This window comes from Streptomyces sp. NPDC001709 (assembly GCF_053596375.1).
In genome coordinates this window covers 57585-83272 of the sequence record NZ_JBSFGB010000025.1, presented here as the reverse complement: position 1 = coordinate 83272, position 25688 = coordinate 57585, and the positions used below count along the sequence as shown (strand labels likewise).

General features: G+C 68.6%; 35 protein-coding genes. 3 read left to right on the top strand and 32 right to left on the bottom strand.

The features are described from left to right. Positions 1-134: 134 nt before the first annotated feature. The 4 genes from alr to ACWC0C_RS31380 form a co-directional block, all read right to left on the bottom strand. A complete protein-coding gene (alr, locus tag ACWC0C_RS31395) occupies positions 135-1298 on the bottom strand; it encodes an alanine racemase (protein WP_450867420.1) in 1164 nt (387 codons plus the stop codon). A gap of 46 nt (positions 1299-1344) precedes the next feature. Continuing rightward, positions 1345-2286: a L,D-transpeptidase family protein gene (locus ACWC0C_RS31390; RefSeq protein WP_450867418.1), complete on the bottom strand. Its 942-nt coding sequence runs from the start codon at positions 2284-2286 to the stop codon at positions 1345-1347. Positions 2287-2526: 240 nt separating this feature from the next. Continuing rightward, positions 2527-3960, bottom strand: a complete 1434-nt coding sequence (locus ACWC0C_RS31385) for an NAD(P)H-hydrate dehydratase (protein ID WP_450867416.1) — start codon at positions 3958-3960, stop codon at positions 2527-2529. A 70-nt stretch (positions 3961-4030) separates the two neighbouring features. Next, positions 4031-4402, bottom strand: coding sequence for a holo-ACP synthase (locus ACWC0C_RS31380; protein WP_450867415.1), 372 nt, complete (start codon positions 4400-4402; stop codon positions 4031-4033). A gap of 91 nt (positions 4403-4493) precedes the next feature. Here ACWC0C_RS31380 and ACWC0C_RS31375 point away from each other — a divergent pair, with 91 nt between their 5' ends. Then, positions 4494-5273 carry an SDR family NAD(P)-dependent oxidoreductase gene (locus ACWC0C_RS31375; protein WP_449198804.1) on the top strand — a complete coding sequence of 260 codons (780 nt, stop codon included), beginning with the start codon at positions 4494-4496 and terminating at the stop codon, positions 5271-5273. A gap of 30 nt (positions 5274-5303) precedes the next feature. Here ACWC0C_RS31375 and glmS read toward each other — a convergent pair whose 3' ends face one another. Beyond that, positions 5304-7151, bottom strand: coding sequence for a glutamine--fructose-6-phosphate transaminase (isomerizing) (gene glmS / locus ACWC0C_RS31370; RefSeq protein ID WP_450867413.1), 1848 nt, complete (start codon positions 7149-7151; stop codon positions 5304-5306). Between the two features lie 220 nt (positions 7152-7371). Between glmS and coaA the strand changes: the two genes are divergently transcribed. Then, positions 7372-8340 carry a type I pantothenate kinase gene (coaA, locus tag ACWC0C_RS31365; RefSeq protein WP_449198920.1) on the top strand — a complete coding sequence of 323 codons (969 nt, stop codon included), beginning with the start codon at positions 7372-7374 and terminating at the stop codon, positions 8338-8340. Positions 8341-8442: 102 nt separating this feature from the next. On the opposite strand, the gene ACWC0C_RS31360 is transcribed toward coaA, so the two are convergent. The 4 genes from ACWC0C_RS31360 to rplM form a co-directional block, all read right to left on the bottom strand. Beyond that, positions 8443-8970: a hypothetical protein gene (locus ACWC0C_RS31360; protein WP_449198802.1), complete on the bottom strand. Its 528-nt coding sequence runs from the start codon at positions 8968-8970 to the stop codon at positions 8443-8445. A gap of 140 nt (positions 8971-9110) precedes the next feature. Then, positions 9111-10469: a phosphoglucosamine mutase gene (gene glmM, locus ACWC0C_RS31355; RefSeq protein WP_450867411.1), complete on the bottom strand. Its 1359-nt coding sequence runs from the start codon at positions 10467-10469 to the stop codon at positions 9111-9113. Between the two features lie 170 nt (positions 10470-10639). Further along, on the bottom strand, positions 10640-11152 hold the full coding sequence (gene rpsI / locus ACWC0C_RS31350; protein WP_145879486.1) for a 30S ribosomal protein S9: 513 nt from the start codon (positions 11150-11152) through the stop codon (positions 10640-10642). Between the two features lie 42 nt (positions 11153-11194). Then, positions 11195-11638 carry a 50S ribosomal protein L13 gene (rplM, locus tag ACWC0C_RS31345; RefSeq protein ID WP_076087999.1) on the bottom strand — a complete coding sequence of 148 codons (444 nt, stop codon included), beginning with the start codon at positions 11636-11638 and terminating at the stop codon, positions 11195-11197. A gap of 299 nt (positions 11639-11937) precedes the next feature. Here rplM and ACWC0C_RS31340 point away from each other — a divergent pair, with 299 nt between their 5' ends. Continuing rightward, positions 11938-12813, top strand: a complete 876-nt coding sequence (locus tag ACWC0C_RS31340) for a hypothetical protein (protein WP_450867408.1) — start codon at positions 11938-11940, stop codon at positions 12811-12813. Between the two features lie 88 nt (positions 12814-12901). On the opposite strand, the gene truA is transcribed toward ACWC0C_RS31340, so the two are convergent. From truA to rplP, 23 genes are all read right to left on the bottom strand, one after another. Continuing rightward, positions 12902-13756, bottom strand: a complete 855-nt coding sequence (gene truA, locus ACWC0C_RS31335; RefSeq protein ID WP_449198799.1) for a tRNA pseudouridine(38-40) synthase TruA — start codon at positions 13754-13756, stop codon at positions 12902-12904. 91 nt (positions 13757-13847) lie between these two features. Further along, on the bottom strand, positions 13848-14342 hold the full coding sequence (gene rplQ / locus ACWC0C_RS31330) for a 50S ribosomal protein L17 (protein WP_449198798.1): 495 nt from the start codon (positions 14340-14342) through the stop codon (positions 13848-13850). Between the two features lie 94 nt (positions 14343-14436). Beyond that, positions 14437-15459 (bottom strand): DNA-directed RNA polymerase subunit alpha, encoded by a 1023-nt coding sequence (locus ACWC0C_RS31325; protein ID WP_003966937.1) that lies wholly within the window; start codon positions 15457-15459, stop codon positions 14437-14439. A gap of 152 nt (positions 15460-15611) precedes the next feature. After that, positions 15612-16016 carry a 30S ribosomal protein S11 gene (rpsK, locus tag ACWC0C_RS31320; protein WP_003956432.1) on the bottom strand — a complete coding sequence of 135 codons (405 nt, stop codon included), beginning with the start codon at positions 16014-16016 and terminating at the stop codon, positions 15612-15614. Between the two features lie 66 nt (positions 16017-16082). Continuing rightward, positions 16083-16463 (bottom strand): 30S ribosomal protein S13, encoded by a 381-nt coding sequence (gene rpsM, locus ACWC0C_RS31315; RefSeq protein WP_116148529.1) that lies wholly within the window; start codon positions 16461-16463, stop codon positions 16083-16085. A gap of 194 nt (positions 16464-16657) precedes the next feature. Further along, positions 16658-16771, bottom strand: a complete 114-nt coding sequence (gene rpmJ / locus ACWC0C_RS31310; RefSeq protein ID WP_003998809.1) for a 50S ribosomal protein L36 — start codon at positions 16769-16771, stop codon at positions 16658-16660. 60 nt (positions 16772-16831) lie between these two features. Further along, entirely contained in the window at positions 16832-17053 is a 222-nt protein-coding gene (gene infA / locus ACWC0C_RS31305; RefSeq protein WP_003948620.1) for a translation initiation factor IF-1, read from the bottom strand. A 147-nt stretch (positions 17054-17200) separates the two neighbouring features. Beyond that, the gene (map, locus tag ACWC0C_RS31300) at positions 17201-18037 is read right to left on the bottom strand and encodes a type I methionyl aminopeptidase (protein ID WP_450867406.1); all 837 of its coding nucleotides are present in this window, start codon (positions 18035-18037) and stop codon (positions 17201-17203) included. Between the two features lie 101 nt (positions 18038-18138). Then, on the bottom strand, positions 18139-18801 hold the full coding sequence (locus tag ACWC0C_RS31295; protein ID WP_449196272.1) for an adenylate kinase: 663 nt from the start codon (positions 18799-18801) through the stop codon (positions 18139-18141). Continuing rightward, positions 18801-20114 (bottom strand): preprotein translocase subunit SecY, encoded by a 1314-nt coding sequence (gene secY / locus ACWC0C_RS31290; RefSeq protein WP_449196273.1) that lies wholly within the window; start codon positions 20112-20114, stop codon positions 18801-18803. Before secY ends, ACWC0C_RS31295 begins: the two co-directional genes overlap by 1 nt. Positions 20115-20358: 244 nt before the next feature. Further along, entirely contained in the window at positions 20359-20814 is a 456-nt protein-coding gene (gene rplO, locus ACWC0C_RS31285; RefSeq protein WP_030745257.1) for a 50S ribosomal protein L15, read from the bottom strand. Between the two features lie 2 nt (positions 20815-20816). Continuing rightward, the gene (gene rpmD, locus ACWC0C_RS31280; protein ID WP_003974250.1) at positions 20817-20999 is read right to left on the bottom strand and encodes a 50S ribosomal protein L30; all 183 of its coding nucleotides are present in this window, start codon (positions 20997-20999) and stop codon (positions 20817-20819) included. Further along, complete coding sequence (gene rpsE / locus ACWC0C_RS31275) at positions 20999-21604, bottom strand: 30S ribosomal protein S5 (RefSeq protein ID WP_009190144.1); 606 nt, start codon at positions 21602-21604, stop codon at positions 20999-21001. The genes rpmD and rpsE overlap by 1 nt, the downstream gene beginning before the upstream one ends. Before the next feature lie 37 nt (positions 21605-21641). Beyond that, the gene (gene rplR, locus ACWC0C_RS31270; protein WP_365332546.1) at positions 21642-22025 is read right to left on the bottom strand and encodes a 50S ribosomal protein L18; all 384 of its coding nucleotides are present in this window, start codon (positions 22023-22025) and stop codon (positions 21642-21644) included. 3 nt (positions 22026-22028) lie between these two features. After that, on the bottom strand, positions 22029-22568 hold the full coding sequence (gene rplF, locus ACWC0C_RS31265) for a 50S ribosomal protein L6 (RefSeq protein ID WP_153539274.1): 540 nt from the start codon (positions 22566-22568) through the stop codon (positions 22029-22031). Positions 22569-22592: 24 nt separating this feature from the next. Continuing rightward, a complete protein-coding gene (gene rpsH, locus ACWC0C_RS31260; protein WP_007384075.1) occupies positions 22593-22991 on the bottom strand; it encodes a 30S ribosomal protein S8 in 399 nt (132 codons plus the stop codon). A gap of 216 nt (positions 22992-23207) precedes the next feature. After that, positions 23208-23393: a type Z 30S ribosomal protein S14 gene (locus tag ACWC0C_RS31255; RefSeq protein WP_003948630.1), complete on the bottom strand. Its 186-nt coding sequence runs from the start codon at positions 23391-23393 to the stop codon at positions 23208-23210. 5 nt (positions 23394-23398) lie between these two features. Further along, positions 23399-23956, bottom strand: coding sequence for a 50S ribosomal protein L5 (rplE, locus tag ACWC0C_RS31250; protein WP_053661885.1), 558 nt, complete (start codon positions 23954-23956; stop codon positions 23399-23401). Then, a complete protein-coding gene (gene rplX / locus ACWC0C_RS31245; RefSeq protein WP_003998822.1) occupies positions 23956-24279 on the bottom strand; it encodes a 50S ribosomal protein L24 in 324 nt (107 codons plus the stop codon). The genes rplE and rplX overlap by 1 nt, the downstream gene beginning before the upstream one ends. Before the next feature lie 2 nt (positions 24280-24281). Continuing rightward, a complete protein-coding gene (gene rplN, locus ACWC0C_RS31240; RefSeq protein WP_003998823.1) occupies positions 24282-24650 on the bottom strand; it encodes a 50S ribosomal protein L14 in 369 nt (122 codons plus the stop codon). Between the two features lie 106 nt (positions 24651-24756). Continuing rightward, positions 24757-25041: a 30S ribosomal protein S17 gene (rpsQ, locus tag ACWC0C_RS31235; protein ID WP_018543912.1), complete on the bottom strand. Its 285-nt coding sequence runs from the start codon at positions 25039-25041 to the stop codon at positions 24757-24759. Continuing rightward, positions 25041-25265: a 50S ribosomal protein L29 gene (gene rpmC / locus ACWC0C_RS31230; RefSeq protein WP_023547377.1), complete on the bottom strand. Its 225-nt coding sequence runs from the start codon at positions 25263-25265 to the stop codon at positions 25041-25043. Before rpmC ends, rpsQ begins: the two co-directional genes overlap by 1 nt. Then, complete coding sequence (rplP, locus tag ACWC0C_RS31225) at positions 25265-25684, bottom strand: 50S ribosomal protein L16 (RefSeq protein ID WP_030788270.1); 420 nt, start codon at positions 25682-25684, stop codon at positions 25265-25267. The genes rpmC and rplP overlap by 1 nt, the downstream gene beginning before the upstream one ends. Between the last annotated feature and the right edge of the window lie 4 nt (positions 25685-25688).

The following is a 25688-nucleotide window of genomic DNA, read 5'->3' as shown; positions in this document are numbered from 1 at the left end:
CGCCGTACTGCAGTTCGCCTGGGTGGGTGCATCGGATGTTCGGATGTAACGATGGTTCCGGTCGTGCCGGTATGACCGGCGTTACAACCGAGCCGTGCTGTCGCTCACGAACGGATTACCCGACTCTTCCCCGTTCACATGGACGCGTTCACATAGACGCGGGGAACCCGGGTTCCGATGCGTGTGACGATTTCGTAAGCGATCGTGCCGCAGGCCTGCGCCCAGTCCTCGGCGGTGGGCTCACCGCGGTCGCCGGGCCCGAACAGCACGGCCTCGCTGCCCACCGCGGGCTCGTCCCCGCCGAGATCCACCACGAACTGGTCCATGGCGACCCGTCCGGCGACCGTACGCCACTTGCCGTCGACCAGCACCGGGCCGGTGCCGGAGGCGTGCCGGGGGATGCCGTCCGCGTAGCCCACCGGCACCAGGCCGAGGGTGGTCTCGCCGGGCGTGACGTAGTGGTGGCCGTAGCTGATGCCGTGCCCGCCGGGCACGTGCTTGACCAAGGCCAGCGAGGCGGTGAGCGTCATCACCGGGCGCAGCCCGAAGTCGGCCGGGGTGCCCAGCTCCGGGCTGGGCGAGATGCCGTACAGGGCGATGCCCGCGCGGACCAGGTCGAAGTGGGTCTCGGGAAGGGTGAGCGCGGCGGGCGAGTTGGCGATGTGCCGCACCTCGGGTCGCACGCCCTGCTCCTCGGCGTACGCCAGCATCTCCCGGAAGCGGTCCAGCTGGGCGGCGATGGAGGGGTGCCCCGGCTCGTCGGCGCAGGCGAAGTGCGACCACAGCCCGGTGATCCGGACCAGCCCCTCGGCCTGGGCGCGCAGGGACTCACGGATCAGCTCGGCCCAGTCGTCCCCCGGCTGGCAGCCGTTGCGGCCGAGCCCGGTGTCGGCCTTGAGCTGCACGCGCGCGGTGCGCCCGGCCTCGCGGGCGGCCGCGACGACCTCCCGCAGCGCCCACATCCCGCTCAGGGACATGTCGATGTCGGCCTCTATCGCCTGCCGCCAGGGGCCGCCGGGCACCCACAGCCAGCACAGGATGCGGCCCGGCAGCCCGGCCGCGCGCAGCGCGAGGGCCTCCTCGGGTGTGGCCGTGCCGAGCCAGGTCGCGCCCGCGTCGAGGGCCGCGCGGGCGCACGGTACCGCCCCGTGGCCGTACCCGTCGGACTTGACGACGGCCATCAGGGCAGCCGTGTTCGCCCGGGCCCGCAGGGCGCGCACATTGGCCCGCAGGGCACCCAGATCGATCTCCGCGCGGGCGCGCAGGGGGGCGGTCGGCACAGTCGCAGTCTCAGTCATGGCGCCCCCAGTCTCTCAGAGGGCCGCTTGGGCCCCGATCACGGACTCAGGTACCCGGCCGGCGCCCCCACACGTAGACGTGGTCGCCCTTCTTCAGCACGTCCCACAGCCTGCGCGCGTCGTCGAGCTTCAGGTTGACACAGCCGTAGGAGCCGACGGTGGTGTAGATGCTGCCGTAGACGGCGTGGAAGGCCTCGCCGCCGTCGAAGAACTGGGCGTAGGGCATGGGCTGGTCGTACAGGGTCGACACGTGGTTCTTGTGCCGCCAGTAGATGGTGTGCCAGCCCTTCCTGGTGACGAGCCCCTTACGTCCGCTGCGCATCGGCACCGGTCCGAACACCACCTTGGAGCCCTTCTGCACCCAGGTGAGCTGGCGGTCCAGATCGACGCAGGCGACCTTGTACGACCGCACGGGACACTTCTTGGCGGCGTTCGGGTTCTTCTTCGCCGCGGCGAGCATCATCGTCGACCAGGTGACGGGTCCGGCGAACCCGGTGGCGGGCTTGATCTTGTGCTTCAGCTGGAACGCCCGGACGGCCCTGCAGTCGGCGGCGGACTGTTTGCCGTCCACCTTCAGCTTCAGCCAGCGTTCCACCTGCCGCTGGTACGGCCCGGTCCGCTTGCTGCACGCCACCCTGGCCACGGCGTCGGCGAGCGGCACGTACTCGATGAGGTCGTACGTCCCCGCAGGCGCGGCCTTGGGCTCGACGGCGTCCTCCTGGGCGGTGGGCGTGTACACCTTCGGCGGGAGTGCCTGGTCGGGCGTGTCGATCTGCCAGGGCTGACCGGGTCCGGGGGCGACACCGGGGACCAGTTCGGGGGCGGTGCCGGGAGCGGGGGCCGGGGCGGGGGCAGGGGGTGCGGGGGTGCCGGCCCGTACGGGCGGTACGGCAGGTACGGCAGCGGCCGCGGTCCCGGCCGCCGGGAGTGCGGTCGCGGTGGCGAGCAGCACCGTGACGGCACGCGACGCGATTCGTCTGACGATCATGCGATCAGCCAAACGTCCGGCTCCACCGGATCAACGGTGCCGCGCGGGAGGGGTCACCCGAGGGGTGGAGCGGGGTACGTCGGTCGCGGCCGGCTTCGGGGCGCCGTAGCCGCGGGCAGTCGTGCCGCTGGGCGCCCGTCACGGAAAGCGGCACCCCGTCAGCGCCGGCAAGCGCCCCCGCTCCCGCCCAGCGACAGCACAGGGCGCCCCGCCAGCGCAGGCAAGCGAAACCCCGGTCGGCTACAGCGCCCGCACGTCCCGCCACGCCTCCGGAATCCGTGCGGCAACGTCATGCGCCCCCGCCGGCGCCCCCGCCGCCGCGAACCGCCCGGCAAGGCCATGCAGATACGCCGCCGCACTCCCCGCGTCCACAGCGGACAGACCCGACGCCAGCAAGGACCCCGCGAGCCCCGACAGCACGTCCCCGCTGCCCGCCGTGGCCAGCCAAGAAGTCCCCGTGGCGTTCACCCGCACGGCCCCACCCCCCGCGTCGGCGACCAAGGTCGTGGAGCCCTTCAACAGCACGGTCGCCCGGTACACCGCCGCCAGCTCCCGCGCCGCCGCCAGCCGGGCCCCCTCGACCTCCTCCCTGCGCACCCCCAGCAACGCGGCGGCCTCCCCCGCATGAGGCGTCATCAGCGTCGGGGCCGTACGCCCGCGCACCGCGTCCCGCTCGGCCAGCCGCAGCCCGTCCGCGTCGAGCAGCACCGGCACGTCCGCGCCCAGCACCTCGGCCACGGTCGCCGCGTCGTCCCCGGCGCCCGGCCCGGCCACCCAGGCCTGCACGCGCCCCGCCTTGTGCGGCCCCCGGTCGGACACGAGCGTCTCCGGGAAGCGGGCGATGACCGCGTCCCCCGCGGGCCCGACGTACCGCACGGCTCCCGCACCGCCCCGCAGCGCCCCGGAGACGGCGAGCACGGCGGCGCCCGGATAGCGCGCGGATCCGGCGGCGATCCCCACGACCCCCCGCCGGTACTTGTCGCTCTCCGCGGCCGGCACCGGCAACAACCGTGCCACGTCAGCGTGTTGCAGGGCCTCCAGCTCACCGTCGGCGGGCAGTTCGAGACCGATGTCGACGAGCCGCACGACCCCGGCGTACTCCCGCGCCGGATCGATCAGCAGCCCCGGCTTGTACGTCCCGAAGGTCACCGTCAGATCGGCCCGGACCGCGGCGCCCCGCACCTCACCGGTGTCCGCCTCGACCCCACTCGGCAGGTCCACGGCCACCACGGCGGCACGGGACCGCCGGGCGACCCCGGCCAGGGCCTCGGCTTCGGGCCGCAGCCCGCCCTTGCCGCCGATTCCCACGATCCCGTCCACCACGAGGTCGGCCCGCTCGACCAGTTCGTCGACGGCGTCTGACGCGGCGACGGATCCCCCGGCCCTGCGCAGGGCCGCCAGCCCACCGGAATGCGCCCGTTCGGGCGTAAGGAGTACGGCCGTCACCCCGGCCCCCCGCCGGGCCAGCCGCGCCCCCGCGTACAACGCGTCACCGCCGTTGTCGCCACTCCCGACGAGCAGCACCACCCGGCTGCCGTAGACCCGCCCCAGCAACTCGGCGCAGGCAGCGGCCAGTCCCGCGGCGGCCCGCTGCATCAGCGCACCCTCCGGCAGCCGCGCCATCAACGCCCGTTCGGCCGCCCTTACCGTCTCCACGCTGTACGCAGTACGCATGGCACCGAGTCTGCCCCGCAACCCCCACCACCCACACCCGGGGTACTCGGGGACACCTCACCGAACGGGCCTAGCCCTCGGCGACCACCACCGCCGAAGCGACGCCCGCGTCATGACTGAGCGACACATGCCAGGACCGCACGCCCAGCTCGGCGGCCCGCGCGGCCACGGTGCCCTTCACCCGCAGCCGGGGCTGCCCGCTGTCCTCGACGTACACCTCGACATCGGTCCAGTGCAGTCCGGGCGGCGCGCCCAGCGCCTTTGCCAGGGCCTCCTTGGCGGCGAACCGAGCCGCGAGCGAGGCGATCCCGCGCCGCTCCCCGCTGGGCAGCAGCAGCTCCCGCTCCACGAACAGCCGGTCGGCCATCCCGGGCGTCCGCTCCAACGACGCGCGAAACCGGTCGATCTCGGCGACATCGATCCCCACTCCGATGATGCTCATGCCCGGCAGCCTACGGTCGCGGCCCCCGTGGCACCCGCCCACCTGCCGAAACCCGGCTGCCGGACCGGCGCGAGCCGTCTACGCTCCGTCCATGACCTCCCAGGCCTACCTCTCCGACCTGTTCTCGCTGGACGGCCGTGTCGCCCTGGTGACCGGAGGCAGTTCCGGCATCGGGCGGGCCATCGCCGGCGCGCTGGCGCGGGCCGGCGCGAGTGTGGTGGCCGTGGCCCGCGGCAAGGAGCAACTGGAGGCGACCGTGGGCGAGTTGACGGCCGACGGCTGCCGGGCCGGCTGGGTCGCGGCCGACCTGGGCAGCCGCGCCGGGGTGCGTGCGGCGGCCGAGGAGGCGGCCGGTGTCTTCGGCGAGCCGGACATCCTCGTCAACTCCGCCGGGATCAACCTGCGGCCGCCGATGAGCGAGCTGGGCGAGGACGTGTGGGACACCACCATGGCCGTGAACCTGGAGGCGCCCTTCCTGCTGGGGCAGCGGTTCGGGCCCGGCATGGCGGAGCGCGGCTTCGGCCGGATCATCCACATCACCTCCCAGCAGGCCCACCGCGCCTTCGTGCAGAGCGGCGCGTACGGCGTCTCCAAGGGCGCGCTGGAGTCGCTGGCCCGCTCCCAGGCCGAGGCCTGGTCGCCGTACGGCGTCACCGTCAACACCCTGGTGCCGGGCTTCGTGATGACCCCGCTCAACCAGCGGCTGTCCGCCGACCCGGAGAAGGTGACCGCCCTGGCCGCCCGCACGATGACCGGCCGCAACGGCCTGGCCGAGGACTTCGAGGGCGCGGCCGTCTTCCTCGCCGGCCGCGCCTCCGCCTATGTCACCGGCCAGTCGATCTTCGTCGACGGCGGTCTGTCGGTGCACTGAGCCCGCGCCCCGAGCAACCGCAACTCGGCCCTACTCCACCGTCACCGACTTCGCCAGATTCCGCGGCTGATCCACCTCGTTGCCCCGGGCGGTGGCCAACTCGCAGGCGAAGACCTGCAGCGGCACCGTCGCCACCAGCGGCTGCAGCAGGGTCGGGGTGGCCGGGATGCGGATCAGGTGGTCGGCGTAGGGGACGACCGTCTCGTCACCCTCCTCCGCGATCACGATGGTGCGCGCCCCGCGGGCCCGGATCTCCTGGATGTTGGAGACGATCTTGTCGTGCAGGACCGAGCGGCCGCGCGGGGACGGCACCACGATCACCACCGGCACGTCCTCCTCGATCAGCGCGATCGGGCCGTGCTTCAGCTCGCCCGCCGCGAAGCCCTCGGCGTGCATATAGGCGAGTTCCTTGAGCTTCAGGGCGCCTTCCAGCGCCACCGGGTAGCCCACGTGGCGGCCCAGGAAGAGGACCGTGTTCTTGGTCGCCAGGGTGCGGGCCAGCGCCCGCACCGGCTCCATGGTCTCCAGGACCCGCTCGACCTCCTCGGAGATCCGGGAGAGGTCCTTGATCACCGCCTGGATCTCGTCGCCCCACTTGGTGCCGCGGACCTGACCCAGATACAGCGCGACCAGATAGCAGGCCACCAGCTGGGTCAGGAACGCCTTGGTGGAGGCCACGGCGACCTCCGGCCCGGCGTGCGTGTAGAGCACGGCGTCCGACTCGCGCGGAATCGTGGACCCGTTGGTGTTGCAGATGGCCAGCACCTTGGAGCCCTGCTCGCGGGCGTGCCGCAGGGCCATCAGGGTGTCCATGGTCTCGCCGGACTGGGAGATGGCGATGACCAGGGAGCGGCCGTCCAGGATCGGGTCCCGGTACCGGAACTCGCTGGCCAGCTCCACCTCGCACGGGATGCGCGTCCAGTGCTCGATGGCGTACTTGGCGATCAGGCCGGCGTGGAAGGCCGTACCGCACGCGACGATGACGACCTTGTCGACCTCCCGCAGCTCGGACGGGGCGATCCGCACCTCGTCCAGCGTCAGCGAGCCGGACGGGTCGATCCGGCCGAGCAGCGTGTCGGCGACCGCCTTGGGCTGCTCGGCGATCTCCTTGAGCATGAAGTAGTCATAACCCCCCTTTTCCGCCGCCGACGCGTCCCAGTCGACGTGGTACGAACGGACCTGCGCCGGCTGCCCGTCGAAGCCCGTCACCGTCACGCCGTCGCGGCGCAGCTCCACCACCTGGTCCTGGCCCAGCTCGATCGCCGACCGCGTGTGGGCGATGAACGCGGCGACGTCCGAGGCGAGGAAGGCCTCACCCTCTCCAACGCCCACCACCAGCGGCGAGTTCCGGCGCGCGCCCACGACCACGTCCGGCTCGTCGGCGTGCACCGCGACCAGCGTGAACGCGCCCTCCAGCCGTCGGCACACCAGCCGCATGGCCTCCGCCAGGTCGGCGGTCACCGAGAACTCCTCGGCGAGGAGATGGGCGACGACCTCGGTGTCCGTCTCGGAGGTCAGTTCATGGCCCCGCTCGGCCAGTTCGCCCCGCAGCACCGCGAAGTTCTCGATGATGCCGTTGTGGACGACGGCGACCCGGCCCGCGTTGTCGAGGTGCGGGTGGGCGTTGGCGTCCGTGGGGCCACCGTGCGTGGCCCAGCGGGTGTGGCCGATGCCGGTGGCGCCCGTCGGCAGCGGCCGTTCGACCAGTTCCTTCTCCAGGTTGACCAGTTTCCCTGCCTTCTTCACCGCGGCCAGCCCGCCGTCGGCCAGCACGGCGACGCCCGCCGAGTCGTATCCGCGGTACTCCAGCCGCTTCAGTCCGGCCATCACGACGTCGAGCGCCGACTGCGGCCCTACATAACCCACGATTCCGCACATGGGCCGCAGCCTACGGCCAGGGAACGGCCCGAACAGGCCTCCGCCTGCCCGAAATCGGAAATTCTCGCCGCCGTACGGAGGTGTTTTCGGCTGCGGGAGACCGCCGAGGTCTGCACCGAGTGCCTGGCGTGACCCGGCGGGCAGGGATGCGTGACGGACCCCACCCACCGTCCCGTTCAAACTCCGTTAACAATGGACTGTGATCTCACCGGTCTCCTCGATGCCCCGGAGCGCCCACCGGCACAGGCCGGAGGTGACTCCCTACGTCGACCTCACCCGCGCCGAGTGGAGCGCGCTGCGCGACAAGACGCCGCTGCCGCTCACCGCCGAGGAGGTGGAGAGGCTGCGCGGTCTGGGCGATGTGATCGACCTGGACGAGGTGCGGGACATCTACCTCCCGCTCTCGCGGCTCCTCAACCTCTACGTCGGCGCCACGGACGGCCTCAGAGGCGCCCTGAACACCTTCCTCGGCGAGCAGGGCTCCCAGTCCGGCACCCCGTTCGTGATAGGGATCGCCGGATCCGTGGCGTGCGGCAAGTCGACCGTCGCCCGTCTCCTGCAAGCTCTCCTGTCCCGCTGGCCCGAGCACCCGCGCGTGGAGCGGGTGACCACCGACGGCTTCCTGCTGCCGACCAAGGAGCTGCAAGCCCGTGGCCTGCTGTCACGGAAAGGTTTCCCCGAGTCCTACGACCGCAGGGCGCTGACCCGTTTCGTCGCCGACATCAAGGCGGGGAAGGGCGAGGTCACCGCCCCCGTCTACTCCCACCTGATCTACGACATCGTCCCGGGCGAGAAGCTCGTCGTCCGCCGGCCCGACATCCTGATCGTCGAGGGCCTCAACGTCCTCCAGCCCGCCCTGCCCGGCAAGGACGGCCGCACGCGGGTCGGTCTCGCCGACTACTTCGACTTCAGCGTGTACGTCGACGCGAACGCCGAGGACGTCGAGCGCTGGTACCTCAACCGCTTCAAGAAGCTGCGCCAGACCGCCTTCCAGGACCCGAGCTCGTACTTCCGCAAGTACACCCAGGTGTCCGAGGAGGAGGCCCTCGACTACGCCCGCACGCAGTGGCGGACGATCAACAAGCCCAACCTGGTCGAGAACATCGCCCCCACCCGCGGCCGGGCCACCCTTGTGGTCCGCAAGGGCCCGGACCACAAGGTGCAGCGGCTGCGGCTGCGCAAGCTGTGACGCCCGGTCGGCACCACCGTCCTGGGCCGGCACGCTCACGCTGCCGGCCCAGAAGGGGCTGTGGGCGAGGCAGCGTTAGCGCACGGCGGAGGCCGGCAGCCTCTAGAACACTCTTTCGCAGTTGACGACGGTGTCGCCGGAGTCGCGGTACACCGTGTCGGAGCCGCCGGGCAGCTGCGCGCCGCAGTTCACGAAGTCGCCACCCGCGTTGTCCTGCACACCGACCGTGTCATTACGACCGTCGGTGGTCACCATGTCGATGCCCGTACCGGCGTCGACGGTGGTGTTGACCGGAGCCATGGAACCGTCGAAGGTGTCGTTCCCATCGCCCAGCTGGACGGCGAGGCCGCTGGCGATGCCGCAGTCGGCGGTGAAGGCGTCCACCCGAGTGCAGCCCGGGCCGATCGCGATGCCCGTGCTGTCGCTGAGGATCAGATGGTGGGTCATGGGATCGACGCTCGCCGTGACGTGGTTCGCCACGCCGGCGCGCGCCTGGAGCCCGACGAGGCCGCCGAAGATGCGGAACGCCGTGGAGCCCGGTGTCTGGGCGGCGGCCGGGGTGGCGGCCGAGGTGACGAGAACACCCGCCACCAGGGCCGGACCGACCGCTCGCTTCAAGGTACTGCTCACGATCTTCATGCTGCGTTTTCTCACTTCCGTCGAGGGGGGCACGCCACACGGGGCGGCCTCGACGGAAGGGATACCGACAGCGATCGATTACGCATCCTTTATTACGTTCATAGGGTGATTCGCGTCGCGCGAAAGGGTGACTACCCCAGCGCCGACTTCACCGCGTCGGCGAGCCGCCCGGCCACCGACCGCGCCTGGTCGATGTCCGCCGCCTCGACCATCACCCGCACCAACGGCTCGGTACCCGAGGGACGGAGCAACACCCGCCCCGTCTCGCCGAGTTCGCGCTCGGCCTCGGCGACGGCGGCGACCAGGTCGGCGGACGTCCGCACCCGGGACTTGTCCACGTCCGGCACGTTGATGAGGACCTGCGGCAACCGCTCCATGACAGAGGCGAGCTCCCGCAGCGAACGCCCGGTCTCCGCGACCCGAGCGGCCAGCAGCAGCCCCGTCAGCGTGCCGTCGCCGGTGGTCGCGTGGTCGAGGATGATGACGTGCCCGGACTGCTCGCCGCCGAGGGCGTACCCGTGCTCCTTCATCTCCTCCAGCACGTACCGGTCGCCGACGGCGGTCTGCACAAGCTGGATCCCGGCCTTCTCCATCGCCAGCTTGAAGCCCAGGTTGGACATCACCGTGGCGACCACCGTGTCGGCCCGCAGCGCGGAGTGCTCCCGCATCGCCAGGGCCAGCACGGAGAGGATCTGGTCGCCGTCGACCTCCTCGCCGGTGTGGTCCACGGCCAGGCAGCGGTCGGCGTCGCCGTCGTGCGCGATGCCGAAGTCCGCGCGTTGCTCGACGACCGCGGCCTTCAGCCGGTCCAGGTGGGTCGAGCCGCACCCGTCGTTGATGTTGAGCCCGTCCGGCTCCGCACCGATGGTGACGACCTCGGCGCCCGCCCGGGAGAACGCCTCCGGCGAGACCCCCGAGGCCGCGCCGTGCGCTTCGTCCAGGACGATCTTCAGTCCGTCCAGCCGGTTCGGGAGGACCGACAGCAGATGGGCGACGTACTGCTCGAAGCCCTCGTCGTAGGACCGCACGCGGCCCACGCCCGCACCGGTCGGCCGCTCCCACGGCTCGCCGTGCCGGTGGGAGTCGTACACCGCCTCGATCCGGTCCTCCAGCTCGTCGGCGAGTTTGTGGCCGCCGCGGGCGAAGAACTTGATGCCGTTGTCCGGCATGGCGTTGTGGCTGGCGGAGAGCATCACGCCGAGGTCGGCGCCGAGCGCGCCGGTCAGGTGGGCCACCGCGGGCGTCGGCAGCACACCGACGCAGAGCACGTCCACGCCCGCGCTGGCCAGGCCCGCGACCACGGCCGCCTCCAGGAACTCCCCGGACGCCCGCGGGTCCCGGCCGACCACCGCCGTCGGCTTGTGGCCCGCGAAGGTGCCCGCCTCGGCCAGCACGTGGGCCGCCGCTACGGACAGACCGAGCGCCATCTCGGCCGTCAGGTCCGCGTTGGCGACACCGCGCACGCCGTCCGTCCCGAAGAGTCGTCCCACTTGTCCTCCATCCGATCACACAAGCCTTTGAGCACCTGAGCGTCTTGTGTCGTTATACGCCCTCGGCTGGGATAAACGAACGCCCCGACAGCACATGTGGCGTGCCGCCGGGGCGTTCGGAGTACGCAGAGGGGCCGGAGCCCGTAATACGTACGAGCAGGCAGCGAAGCTTAGCGCTTGCTGTACTGCGGAGCCTTGCGGGCCTTCTTCAGACCGGCCTTCTTGCGCTCGACCGCACGGTCGTCGCGGCGCAGGAAGCCGGCCTTCTTCAGGGGGCCGCGGTTGTTGTCGACGTCGGCCTCGTTCAGGGCGCGGGCGACACCGAGACGGAGGGCACCGGCCTGACCGGAGACACCGCCACCCGCGATGCGGGCGATGACGTCGTAACGACCCTCGAGCTCGAGCACCTTGAAGGGCTCGTTGACTTCCTGCTGGTGCACCTTGTTCGGGAAGTAGTCCTCGAGGGTGCGACCGTTGATCTTCCACTTGCCGGTGCCCGGAACGATCCGGACGCGGGCGATGGCGTTCTTCCGGCGGCCCAGGCCGGCGGCCGGCTGGGGCTCGCCGAAGCGGGAGGCCAGGGACTCCGAGGTGTACTCGCCCTCGACGGGGACCTCGGACTCGGTGGTGTAGCTCTCGATGTCGATCTCTTCGATCGGCTGCTCGGCAGTGGTCTCGGCCACGATTCTCCTCAGATTCTCTTCAGTCTTAGGGGGTGGCCGGACTTACTGCGCGACCTGGGTGATCTCGAACGGAACCGGCTGCTGCGCAGCGTGCGGGTGGTTCTCGCCGCGGTAGACCTTCAGCTTCGAGAGCATCTGACGGCCCAGGGTGTTCTTGGGGAGCATGCCCTTGACGGCCTTCTCGATGGCCTTCTCGGGGTTCTTGTCGAGCAGCTCGTCGTAGCGGACGGAGCGCAGACCACCCGGGTAGCCGGAGTGGCGGTACGCCATCTTCTGGGTCCGCTTGTTGCCGGACAGGTGCACCTTGTCGGCGTTGATGATGATGACGAAGTCACCAGCGTCGACGTGCGGCGCGTAGATCGGCTTGTGCTTGCCCCGGAGAAGGGTCGCTGCGGTGGTGGCGAGACGGCCCAGGACAACGTCCTGAGCGTCGATGACGTGCCACTGGCGCGTCACATCGCCGGGCTTGGGGCTGTACGTACGCACGGTTCGTAGCCTTCGCTTCGAGTGAATGGTCCTGAACAGGTCACCGAAACGATCACGACAGCCTTGACCGCACCGCGGTGACGCAAACCGCGTGCTGATCGCTGGTCATCGGCCCGGTGGACCGGTGTAAGGGCCCGTCCCGTGAGAATGAGCAAGCCAATACACAACGAAGAAGCAGGTTACCTGGGCGCCCCCGGCAGGGTCAAAACGAGGCTCTTCCCCCTCATGTCGTGCGGACAAACAAGGCATGCCGACCGGCGCACTCCAGCACCCCTCGGCCCCCGTCTAAGATGCGCCCCATGAGTTACGGGCAGGGGGGACCCCAGTCTCAGTGGGATCCCTGGAAACCGAATTCCCAGCAGCCCTGGAACAGCGGCGGTGACGACGGGACCCCGGACTGGGCGGCGCTCGCCGAGGCCTCGGAGACCCGCACCAAGCGCCGCAAGCTGCTGTTCATAGCCGGCGGCGCGGTCGCCACCGTCGCGATAGGCACCGCGGTCGCCATGGCCGTGGTCTCCGCGAACAGCGGCAACAGCGCCCACGGCACCCCCACCAACCTGCCCTCCAGCGCCTCCGTGCCGAGCGGCTCGGCCACGCCGTCCTTCGCCCCCACCAGCGCCCCGCCGCCGCTGGACCCGAGGGACTTCATCGCCAGCGCCAAGAAGGACACCGCCCCGCTGAGCCCCGACACCCTGTTCCCGGGCACGCAGCTGACCATGAGCAGCACGGTGTACAAGAAGGGCGCCACGGCCGACACGACCAACTGTGCCTCGGCCGCCTCCGGCAACCTGCCGAAGATCTTCTCCGCCAACGGCTGCAAGCGCCTGATCCGCGTGACCTACAGCAACGGCGGCATCGCGATCACCGTCGGCGTCGCCGTCTTCGACGACCAGGCCCAGGCCACGAAGGTCAGGAAGCTGGCCGCCAAGAAGGCCATGGTGCGCTCCCTGCCCGGCAAGGGCGTCAAGAACTTCTGCGACGCCGCGGTCTGCCTGACGACCACGAACGCCGTCGGCCGCTACGCCTACTTCACGACCGGTGGCTTCCTCAACGGCAAGAACGTCACCAACAAGGACACGAAGGTCTTCGGCGTCGGCAACGACCTGCAGCAGTTCACCTTCAACCAGATCTACCGCCGCGGCCAGGCCCAGGCCTCCGCGGCGGCGAACCGGTAGGGCCTGTCCAGCGGATCAGGTCGCGGGAAGGCGACGGCGCCTCATAAGCCCCCGCGTCCGCGACTGGATCCGCCGGGCAGGCCCTACGTCAGCAGCACCCCGCCGACGGAAGCGAACGCTTGTTCCGCGCCTCCTTGCTGCGCGCGGCCAGCAGCTCGTCGGCGGGGTAGCCGACCTCCTCCAGGGTCAGCCCGTGCGGCCGTACGACATGGACGGCCGAGTCCCGCACCCCCGCGGCAAGCACCTTGCCGGGCCACTGAGGCCCGCGGTGCCCGTCCCCGACGAACAGCAGGGCGCCGATCAGCGAGCGCACCATGTTGTGGCAGAAGGCATCGGCCCGGACGGTGGCGGTGATGATCCCGTCGGCGCCCTTTTCGAGGCTCAGCTCCTGCAGCGTCCGGATGGTGGTGGCCCCCTCCCGCTTCTTGCAGTACGCCGCGAAGTCGTGCTCCCCCAGCAGCTGCCGGGCGGCCTCGTTCATGGCGTCCACGTCGAGCGGCCAGTCGTGCCAGAGGACGTGGCCCCGCAGGAGGGGGTCCACTCCCCCGGGGTTGTCCGTCACCCGGTAGGCATAACGCCGCCAGATGGCCGAGAAACGGGCGTTGAAGCCGCTGGGAGCCTCTCGCAGGGCCCAGACCCGCACGTCCTTGGGAAGGCGCCCAGCGAGCCGCTTGAGCAGCTTCCCGCTCTGCTCCGCCCAGACCTCCCGGGGCAGATCGACATGGGCGACCTGACCGCGCGCGTGCACACCGGCATCGGTCCGTCCCGCCACGGTGAGGTCGTACGTCTCCTTCGACCGCGTCACCGTACGCAGGGCGTCCTCGATCTCACCCTGCACGGTCCGCTTGCCGCCGGCCTGCTTGGCCCAGCCGTGGAAGTCGGTGCCGTCGTAGGAGAGGTCGAGGCGGATGCGTACGAAACCGGGCTGTACTTCGTCAGTCACACGAGAATTCTTTCAGGGCGGTGTCATGGGGAAAAACGTGAAAGCGGGCCCGCCCCGAAGGGCGGGCCCGCTTCCAGCGTCAGGCAGAGACTCAGGCCTCCGTCGACTCCTCGGCAGCGGCCTCCTCGGCCGGCGCCTCGGTGGTCTCCGCAGCCTTGGCCTCGTCGGCCTCCTTGACCGCACGCTTGGTGGCGGCCTCGGCCTCACCCACGGCCTTCTGCTGCACCGTCAGCGCCTCGACCAGCTCGATGACGGCCATGGGCGCGTTGTCGCCACGGCGGTTACCGATCTTGGTGATGCGGGTGTAGCCACCCGGACGGTTCTCGTAACGCGGGCCGATCTCGGTGAAGAGCGTGTGGACGACGCTCTTGTCCGTGATGACCTGGAGCACCTGACGGCGGTTGTGAAGGTCGCCCTTCTTCGCCTTGGTGACCAGACGCTCGGCGTACGGGCGCAGGCGGCGGGCCTTCGCCTCGGTGGTGGTGATACGGCCGTGCTCGAAGAGCGCCTTCGCGAGGTTCGCGAGGAGCAGCTTCTCGTGCGCGGCGCTGCCGCCCAGACGGGCACCCTTGGTGGGCTTCGGCATTGTTCTTCTCCTGTGTGTCTGCCCCGGCCGTGTCAGGTACCGGGGTCAGGAACCCGATGAGCGGATGCTCACCGGCAACGACCGGTCAGTACGGTCAGTACTGCTCGGTCTCCACGAAACCCGCGTCCGCGTCGTCGTCGGCGCCGAAGGCGTCGGCAGCGGCCGTGGGGTCGAATCCGGGCGGGCTGTCCTTCAGGGCCAGACCCATGCCGGCCAGCTTCGCCTTGACCTCGTCGATGGACTTCGCACCGAAGTTACGGATGTCCAGGAGGTCGGCCTCGGAGCGGGCGACGAGCTCACCCACGGAGTGGATGCCCTCACGCTTGAGGCAGTTGTAGGAGCGGACCGTGAGCTCCAGCTCCTCGATCGGCAGCGCGAGGTCGGCGGCAAGGGCGGCGTCCGTCGGGGACGGGCCCATGTCGATGCCCTCGGCGTCGATGTTCAGCTCGCGAGCCAGACCGAACAGCTCGACCAGGGTCTTACCGGCCGACGCCATGGCGTCCCGCGGACGCATGGCCTGCTTGGTCTCGACGTCGACGATCAGCTTGTCGAAGTCGGTGCGCTGCTCGACACGCGTGGCCTCGACCTTGTACGTGACCTTCAGAACCGGCGAGTAGATCGAGTCGACCGGGATACGGCCGATCTCCTGGCCCACCTGCTTGTTCTGCACGGCGGAGACGTAGCCGCGACCGCGCTCGACGGTCAGCTCCATCTCCAGCTTGCCCTTGCCGTTGAGCGTGGCGAGGACGAGGTCGGGGTTGTGCACCTCGACACCGGCCGGGGGCGCGATGTCGGCGGCGGTGACCAGACCCGGGCCCTGCTTGCGCAGGTACATCACGACCGGCTCGTCGTGCTCCGAGGAGACGACCAGCTGCTTGATGTTGAGGATCAGGTCGGTGACGTCCTCCTTGACGCCCGGCACGGTGGTGAACTCGTGCAGGACACCGTCGATCCGGATCGAGGTGACGGCGGCACCCGGGATCGACGACAGGAGCGTACGGCGCAGGGAGTTGCCGAGGGTGTAGCCGAAGCCCGGCTCCAGCGGCTCGATCACGAACCGGGAGCGGAACTCGTCGACGACCTCTTCGGTCAACGAGGGACGCTGAGCGATCAGCATGTGTGGATCAGATCCTTCTTTCGTGGACGCCCGCTATTTGACGTCCGACGGAGACCGCACCCGTGAAAAGTGCGGGTACTGCAAGGGTACGGGCGGTACGACCCGAAGGAGCCGTACCGCCCGGAACCGCAGCCTTGCGAGGCAGCCGTGCGTCAGACGCGGCGGCGCTTCGGCGGACGGCAGCCGTTGTGCGGGGTCGGGGTGACGTCCTGGATGGAGCCGACCTCGAGGCCCGTGGCCTGCAGGGAGCGGATCGCGGTCTCACGACCGGAACCCGGGCCCTTCACGAACACGTCGACCTTGCGCATGCCGTGCTCCTGGGCGCGGCGGGCAGCCGACTCGGCGGCCATCTGCGCGGCGAACGGCGTGGACTTCCGGGAGCCCTTGAAGCCGACGTGGCCGGCGGAGGCCCAGGAGATCACGTTGCCGGACGGGTCCGTGATCGAGACGATCGTGTTGTTGAACGTGCTCTTGATGTGCGCGTGGCCGTGAGCGACGTTCTTCTTTTCCTTGCGGCGCACCTTCTTGGCAGCGCCCTGACGACCCTTGGGGGGCATCTATAACTCCTACGGGAGGTGGTCGGTCCTACAGCGAAGACCGCTGGACGGCGAGTCCGCTGCGGACTACTTCTTGCCCGGCTTCTTCTTACCGGCGATGGCGCGACGCGGGCCCTTGCGGGTGCGGGCGTTGGTGCTGGTGCGCTGACCGCGGACGGGCAGACCGCGACGGTGACGCAGACCCTGGTAGCAGCCGATCTCGACCTTGCGGCGGATGTCGGCCTGGATCTCGCGACGGAGGTCACCCTCGGTCTTGATGTTGTTGTCGACGTACTCGCGGATCGCGACCAGCTGCTCTTCGGTCAGGTCACGAACGCGGGTGTTCGGGTCGACGCCGGTCGCAGCCAGCGTCTCCTGCGAGAGGGTCCGGCCAATGCCGAACACGTAGGTGAGGGCGACCTCCACGCGCTTTTCGCGCGGGATGTCAACACCGGAAACGCGTGCCATTCAATGGCTCCTGGTGATCTTCGGAGGTCTTCCGCAGAACCGGCTCCCGGCCGCCGTATCAGGTACGAACCGGGTCCCCGGCCTCCGACCGGGGGTGTCAAGCCGCTTGCGACGGCTTGGGTCCTGCGTATGAACAATTCAGCTCGCGTCGCGCGAATCTCTGCGATAGAGGTGCAGAGGGAGATGGTCGTGCGTCAGCCCTGGCGCTGCTTGTGGCGCGGGTTCTCGCAGATGACCATGACCCGGCCGTGACGGCGGATCACCCTGCACTTGTCGCAGATCTTCTTGACGCTCGGCTTGACCTTCATGGGATTGAGGTTCTCCGGGTCAGTGCCACCACCCCGCCTTCAGCGGGATGCGGGCAAGATCTACTTGTAGCGGTAGACGATCCGGCCACGCGTCAGGTCGTACGGAGACAGCTCCACCACGACCCGGTCGTCAGGGAGGATGCGGATGTAGTGCATACGCATCTTGCCGCTGATGTGTGCCAGGACCTGGTGGCCGTTCTGGAGCTCGACCTTGAACATCGCGTTCGGAAGAGACTCGACGACAGTGCCCTCGATCTCGATGGCACCTTGCTTCTTGGCCACGCTTCGCCCTTCGAATCGACTACCTTGGCCGGCTTTCGTAGCAGTCTCAGGCTTGAAGGCATGAGGGTGCACGAGAGCCGACGAGTCAGTCTACGTCGGCGTCCCGGGAAAGGCGAATCGAGAGAGTCTGCCCCATGCGTGAGATCACTAAGCGAGCGGATCGGGGGCGGCCGTGATGCCGTACTCCGCCAGCTTTGCCTTGCCTGCGTCCGGTGCGGTGAGGACGAGGGGGCCCTGGGCCGTCAGGGCGACCGAGTGCTCCCAGTGGGAGGACCAGGTGCCGTCCGTCGTGATGACCGTCCAGTCGTCCGACAGGACCTCCGTGCGCGGGGTGCCGAGGGAGACCATCGGCTCGATCGCGAGGCAGAAGCCGGGGACCAGCTTGGGGCCCTTGCCGCGGCGGCGGTCGACGTAGTTCAGCAGATGCGGGTCCATGTGCATCTCGGTGCCGATGCCATGGCCGCCGTAGTCCTCGATGATCCCGTACTTGCCGCCGCCCGGCTTCGGCTGGCGGCGGATGTACGTCTCGATCGCGCGGGAGATGTCGACCAGCCGACTGCCCTGCTTCATGGCCGCGATGCCGGCCCACATCGACTCCTCCGTCACCCGGGAGAGCTCGACCAGCTCCGGAGCGTGACCGGAGCCCACGAAGGCCGTGTAGGCCGCGTCGCCGTGCCAGCCGTCGATGACCGCGCCGCAGTCGATGGAGATGATGTCGCCGTCCTTGAGGACGACGTCGTCGGAGGGGATGCCGTGGACGACGACGTCGTTCACGGAGGTGCAGATCGTCGCGGGGAAGCCGCCGTAGCCGAGGAAGTTCGACTTGGCGCCGTGCTCGGCGAGGACCTTGCGGGCGACCTCGTCCAGGTCCTTGGTGGAGGCGCCGGGCACCGCGGCCTCGCGGGTGGCCGCGTGGATGGCGGCTACGACCAAGCCCGCCGCACGCATCTTCGCGATCTGCTCGGGGGTCTTGATCTGCACCATGGGGGCCTGCGCTCTCCGTCACTCACGTCGGCTGGGTTTCTGTACAACAGTACGGCCGCGGCACCCTGAGGGAGGGCACCGCGGCCGGAAGAGCCGGGCTGCTACTGCTCGGCCTTCTCGCGCTTGAGGGCCTCCAGTGCCCGCTGCGTGATCTCGTCCACGGGGCCCAGGGAGGAGATCGTCACGACCAGGCCCTGCGCCTTGTAGTAGTCGATGATCGGCTCGGTCTGCGTGTGGTAGACCTCCAGCCGCGTACGAACGGTCTCCTCGGAGTCGTCGTCGCGCTGGTACAGCTCACCGCCGCAGACGTCGCACACGCCCTCCTTCTTCGGCGGGCTGTACGTCACGTGGAACACGTGAGAGGAGTCGTTGCGGCAGATGCGCCGGCCGGCGATCCGCTTGACGACCTCGTCCTCCGGGACCTCCAGGTCCAGGACGGCGTCCAGCTTGATGCCCTCGGTCTTGAGCAGTTCGTCCAGCGCCTCGGCCTGCGAGACGTTGCGCGGGAAGCCGTCCAGCAGGAAGCCCTTCTCGGCGTCCGGCTGCTCCATGCGGTCCTTGGCCATCGCGATGGTGACCTCGTCCGGGACGAGGTTGCCGGCGTCCATGTAGGACTTCGCGAGCTTGCCCAGTTCGGTCTGCTGGCTGATGTTGGCCCGGAACAGGTCGCCCGTGGAGATGTGCGGGATGGCCAGCTTCTCGGCGAGGCGGACGGCTTGCGTTCCCTTACCGGCACCCGGCGGCCCGACGAGGACGATACGCATCAGCGGAGGAACCCTTCGTAATTGCGCTGCTGGAGCTGGCTCTCGATCTGCTTCACCGTCTCGAGACCGACACCCACGATGATCAGGATGCTGGTTCCGCCGAACGGGAAGTTGTTCGTCGCCCCGAACCCGACCAACGCCATTGTTGGCACGAGAGCAATCAGACCCAGATACAGCGAACCCGGCCAGGTGATCCGGTTGAGCACGTAGCTGAGGTACTCAGCGGTCGGTCGGCCAGCCCGGATGCCCGGGATGAAGCCACCATACTTCTTCATGTTGTCGGCGACTTCCTCGGGGTTGAAGGAGATCGCCACGTAGAAGAACGCGAAGAACACGATGAGCAAGAAGTACAGACTGATGTAAATCGGGTGGTCGCCCTTGGTCAGATTGTTCTGGATCCACTGCTTCCAGCTCGAGTTGCCCCCCGCGAACTGCGCCACGAGCGCCGGGATGTAGAGCAGCGAGGAGGCGAAGATGACCGGAATCACACCCGCCTGGTTCACCTTGAGCGGGATGTACGTGGACGTACCACCGTAGGAACGACGGCCGATCATGCGCTTCGCGTACTGCACCGGGATGCGGCGCTGCGCCTGCTCGACGAAGACCACGAGCGCGACCATGACCAGGCCGACCAGGATCACGGTGCCAAACTCGATCCAGCCGCCGGCCAGAGTGCCCTGCTTCTTGATCGCCCACAGCGCGGACGGGAAGGTCGCGGCGATCGAGATGAACATCAGGATCGACATGCCGTTGCCGATGCCGCGGTCGGTGATCAGCTCACCGAGCCACATCACGACGGCCGTACCGGCGGTCATGCAGATGACCATCGTGATCGTCGTGAAGATCGCCTGGTCCGGGACGATGCTCGCGGCGCGCGAGCAGCCGTTGAAGAGCGCGCCGCTGCGGGCGGTGGCCACCAGGCCGGTGCCCTGCAGGATGGCGAGGGCCACGGTCAGGTAGCGGGTGTACTGCGTGATCTTCGCCGTGCCCGCCTGGCCCTCCTTCTTCAGGGCTTCCAGGCGCGGGATGACCACGGTCAGCAGCTGAAGGATGATGCTGGCCGTGATGTACGGCATGATGCCGAGCGCGAAGACCGTGATCTGCAGCAGCGCGCCGCCGCTGAACATGTTCACAAGGCCGAACAGGCCCTGGTTGGCCCCGGCCTCGGTCACACACTGCTGGACGGCCTTGTAGTTGACGCCGGGGATCGGGATGTGGGTACCGACCCGGTAGACCACGATGATGGCCAGCGTGAAGAGCAGCTTCTTGCGCAGGTCGGGCGTCCTGAACGCCCGGGCGAACGCGGTGAGCACGGTGCCTCCTGCGACCCCCGCGCAACTGCGTCAAGGGTGACGGTCTTGAGGTTCGACGGATACAGACGAATTACTAACGGTCAACTGCCGCTCAGGGTGCCCCATGGGGAGCATCCATTGAAAGTAGGCAGTGCTGGCCACCTTACCGGCGAGAGCACCGCCCTAGGAACGACCAACCGGGGATACCCCTTTTGTGGGGTATCCCCGGTCGGGATCGTTCACGTCATCGAGGGACCTGAGGGACTCAGACCAGCTCGGTGACCGTACCGCCGGCGGCGGTGATCTTCTCCTTGGCGGAGCCGGAGACGGCGTCCACCGTCACCTGCAGCGCCACGGAGACCTCGCCCTGGCCGAGGACCTTGACGAGGCTGTTCTTGCGAACGGCACCCTTGGCGACGAGACCCTCGACGGTGACCTCGCCACCCTCCGGGTACAGCGCGGCCAGCTTGTCGAGGTTCACGACCTGGTACTCGGTCTTGAACGGGTTCTTGAAGCCCTTCAGCTTCGGGAGGCGCATGTGCAGCGGCATCTGGCCACCCTCGAAGCGCTCCGGAACCTGGTAGCGGGCCTTGGTGCCCTTGGTACCACGACCGGCCGTCTTACCCTTCGACGCCTCACCACGACCCACACGGGTCTTGGCGGTCTTGGCGCCCGGGGCGGGACGGAGGTTGTGGATCTTGAGCGGGTTCTGCTCCGCCATGATCAGTCGACCTCCTCGACCGTCACGAGGTGGCGGACGGTGTGCACCATGCCGCGGAACTCGGGGCGGTCCTCCTTGACGACCTGCGTGTTGATGCCCTTGAGACCAAGGGAGCGCAGGGTGTCACGGTGGTTCTGCTTGCTGCCGATGTAGGACTTGACCTGCGTGATCTTCAGCTGAGCCATCACGCACCCGCCCCGGCACGAGCACGCAGCAGAGCCGCGGGGGCGACGTCCTCCAGGGGCAGACCACGGCGGGCCGCGATCTCCTCGGGACGCTGCAGACCCTTCAGGGCCTCCACGGTCGCGTGCACGATGTTGATCGCGTTGTCGGAGCCGAGCGACTTCGACAGCACGTCGTGGATACCGGCGCACTCGAGCACGGCACGCACCGGACCACCGGCGATAACACCGGTACCCGGGGACGCGGGCTTGAGCAGCACGACGCCGGCAGCCTTCTCACCCTGGATCGGGTGCGGGATGGTGCCCTGGATACGGGGGACCTTGAAGAAGTGCTTCTTGGCCTCCTCAACGCCCTTGGCGATGGCGGCCGGCACCTCCTTGGCCTTGCCGTAACCGACACCCACGGTGCCGTCACCGTCGCCCACCACGACCAGCGCGGTGAAGCTGAAGCGACGACCACCCTTCACAACCTTGGCGACGCGGTTGATCGCGACAACGCGCTCAACGTACGCGGTCTTCTCGGCGGCAGCAGCGCCGCCGTCACGGCCCTTCCGGTCCCGCCGCTCGCCGCCACCGGCACCGCCACCGCGGCGCTGGGGTCCAGCCATTGGATTTACCTCTCTCTTTTCCGCTAGCTACGGCGGCTCAGAACCTGAGCCCGGCCTCGCGGGCGGCGTCCGCCAGGGCGGCGATGCGCCCGGCGTACTGGTTGCCACCACGGTCGAACACGACGGCCTCGACACCGGCGGCCTTGGCACGCTCGGCGACCAGGGCGCCGACCTGCTTGGCCTGCGCGGACTTGTCGGACTCGCCACCACGGATCGACGCGTCCAGCGTGGACGCCGACGCCAGGGTGTGGCCCTTCAGGTCGTCGATCACCTGCGCCACGATGTGGCGGTTGGAGCGGGTCACGACCAGACGGGGGCGCTCCGCCGTACCGGAGATCCGCTTGCGGATCCGGATGTGACGGCGCTTGATCGCGGCGCGCTTGTAGGCGTCGCCCTTGAGGATCTTCTGCCCGTATGCCATGGCTTACTTACCCGCCTTTCCGACCTTGCGGCGGATGACTTCGCCCTCGTACTTGACGCCCTTGGCCTTGTACGGGTCGGGCTTGCGCAGCTTGCGGATGTTGGCCGCAACCTCGCCGACCTTCTGCTTGTCGATGCCCTCGACCGAGAAACGGGTCGGGGTCTCCACCTTGAAGGAGATGCCCTCGGGGGCCTCGACCAGGATCGGGTGGCTGTAACCGAGAGCGAACTCCAGGTTCGAACCCTTGGCGGTCACTCGGTAACCGACACCGCTGATCTCGAGCTTCTTCACGTAACCCTGGGTCACGCCGGTGATCATGTTCGCCACCAGCGTGCGGGAGAGGCCGTGCAGGGCCTTGCTCTGACGCTCGTCGTTCGGGCGGGTCACCTGCAGGGTGCCGTCCTCGCCCTTAGCGATGTCGATCGGAGCCGCGACGGTGTGGGTCAGCGAGCCCTTGGGGCCCTTGACCGAGACCGTACGGCCGTCGATGGTGACGTCCACGCCGGCGGGAACCGCGATGGGGAGCTTGCCGATGCGCGACATAGCTGTTTCCTCCGTTCCCTTCTGCTACCAGACGTAGGCGAGGACTTCCCCACCCACGCCCTTCTTGCCGGCCTGCTTGTCGGTGAGGAGCCCGTGCGACGTGGAGATGATCGCCACGCCGAGGCCGCCCAGCACCTTCGGCAGGTTGGTGGACTTCGCGTACACCCGGAGACCGGGCTTGGAGATCCGCTTGATGCCCGCGATGGAGCGCTCACGGTTCGGGCCGAACTTCAGCTCGAGAACGAGGTTCTTGCCGACCTCGGCGTCCTCGACCTTCCAGCCCGTGATGAAGCCCTCCTGCTGGAGGATCTCCGCGATGTGCGACTTGATCTTGGACGCCGGCATCGTCACGGAGTCGTGGTACGCCGAGTTCGCGTTCCGCAGACGCGTCAGCATGTCTGCGATCGGATCAGTCATGGTCATGAATTGGCCTGTGGCCTTTCTCGCCGGGGTTTCCTATATGCGCCATCCCTCTCCCCGTACTTCTGAGACGGGACGGGTGCGGCGCGGGGACCTACGGCGTAGTAAGTCGATCCAGGGCGGCAGAGGCCCAACCCTCCTAGCCTAAGGCATGGAAGGAGTGGGCCTCCGCCGACCCAGTTGCTTACCGAGAGGTCCAGGAATCCCTTATTACGGGGATTACCAGGAGCTCTTGGTCACGCCCGGCAGCTCGCCACGGTGAGCCATCTCACGAAGGCACACGCGGCAGAGGCCGAACTTGCGGTACACGGAGTGGGGACGGCCGCAGCGCTGGCAGCGCGTGTAGCCACGCACACCGAACTTGGGCTTGCGAGCAGCCTTCGCGATGAGAGCCTTCTTCGCCATCTCGCTCACGCCTCCTTGAACGGGAAGCCGAGGTGACGAAGGAGCGCGCGGCCCTCAGCGTCGTTGGTCGCCGTGGTGACCACGGTGATGTCCATACCCCGGACGCGGTCGATCTTGTCCTGGTCGATCTCGTGGAACATGACCTGCTCCGTGAGACCGAAGGTGTAGTTGCCACGGCCGTCGAACTGCTTGGGGGACAGGCCGCGGAAGTCGCGGATGCGCGGCAGCGCGAGCGACAGGGTGCGGTCCAGGAACTCCCACATGCGGTCGCCACGGAGCGTGACGTGGGCACCGATCGGCTGGCCCTCACGCAGCTTGAACTGCGCGATGGACTTGCGGGCCTTGGTGACGGCCGGCTTCTGACCGGTGATCGTGGTGAGGTCGCGGATGGCGCCCTCGATCAGCTTGGAGTCGCGGGCGGCGTCGCCCACACCCATGTTGACCACGATCTTGACGAGGCCGGGAACCTGCATGACGTTCTCGTACTTGAACTCGTCACGCAGCTTGCCCGCGATCTCCTCGCGGTACTTCGTCTTCAGACGCGGAGTGGTGGTGGTAGCCATCAGATGTCCTCACCCGTCCGCTTGGCAACGCGGATCTTGTTGCCCTCTTCGTCGAAGCGGTAACCGACACGCGTGACGACCTTGTTGCCGTCCTTCTCCACGACCAGCTGAACGTTGGACACGTGGATCGGGGCCTCGGTGGTCACGATGCCGCCGGCCTGGGAACCGCGAGCGGTCGGACCGGCCTTGGTGTGCTTCTTGACCCGGTTGACACCCTCGACCAGGACACGCTCCTCGCGCGGGTAAGCGGCAATGACCTTGCCCTGCTTGCCCTTGTCCTTACCGGTGATGACCTGGACCAGGTCGCCCTTCTTGATCTTCATGCTTACAGCACCTCCGGCGCGAGCGAGATGATCTTCATGAACTTCTTCTCGCGCAGCTCACGGCCGACCGGGCCGAAGATGCGGGTGCCGCGAGGGTCGCCGTCGTTCTTCAGAATGACGGCGGCGTTCTCGTCGAAGCGGATGTACGAGCCGTCCGGACGGCGGCGCTCCTTGACGGTGCGAACGATGACCGCCTTGACGACGTCACCCTTCTTCACGTTGCCACCGGGGATCGCGTCCTTGACGGTGGCGACGATGACGTCACCGATGCCCGCGTAGCGGCGACCGGAGCCACCGAGCACACGGATGCAAAGGATTTCCTTCGCACCAGTGTTGTCGGCGACACGCAGTCGCGACTCCTGCTGGATCACGTCTATCTCCTGTTTGTCTGCCGGTTCCCGGCAGGGACCGCCTCTTCACGAGGTGCGGCCCCTGCCGAGCCTGGCGGAACTGACCTGCGGGTTTGCCCCGCAGGAATTACTTGGCCTTCTCGAGGATCTCGACGACGCGCCAGCGCTTCGTCGCGGACAGCGGCCGGGTCTCCATCAGGAGGACGCGGTCGCCGACACCCGCGGCGTTCTGCTCGTCGTGCGCCTTGAGCTTGTTCGTACGGCGGATGACCTTGCCGTACAGCGCGTGCTTGACGCGGTCCTCGACGGCGACGACGACGGTCTTGTCCATCTTGTCGCTGACGACGAGACCCTCACGGGTCTTGCGGAAGCCGCGCGCTTCTGCGTTCTCAGTCACGTTCTTCTCGCTCATCAGGCGTTCTCCACCGTTTCGATGCCCAGCTCACGCTCGCGCATCAGGGTGTAGATCCGCGCGATGTCCTTGCGGACCGCCTTCAGACGGCCGTGGTTCTCGAGCTGACCGGTCGCCGCCTGGAAGCGGAGGTTGAACAGCTCTTCCTTGGCCTCGCGGAGCTTCGCCAGAAGCTCCTCGTTGCCCAGCTCGCGCAGCTCGGACGCCTTGGTACCGACCGACATCACGCTTCACCTGCCTCGCGCTTGACGATGCGGCACTTCATCGGCAGCTTGTGGGCCGCACGAGTGAGAGCCTCACGCGCAATCTTCTCGTTCGGGTAGGACAGCTCGAACATGACCCGTCCCGGGTGCACGTTCGCGATCCACCACTCCGGCGAACCCTTACCGGAACCCATGCGGGTCTCGGCCGGCTTCTTCGTGAGCGGGCGGTCCGGGTAGATGTTGATCCAGACCTTGCCGCCACGCTTGATGTGGCGGGTCATCGCGATACGAGCCGCCTCGATCTGGCGGTTGGTCACGTACGCCGGCGTGAGGGCCTGGATGCCGTACTCGCCGAACGCGACCGTGGTACCGCCCTTGGCCTCACCCCGACGCTTGGGGTGGTGCTGCTTGCGGTGCTTGACCCTACGAGGGATCAGCATGTCG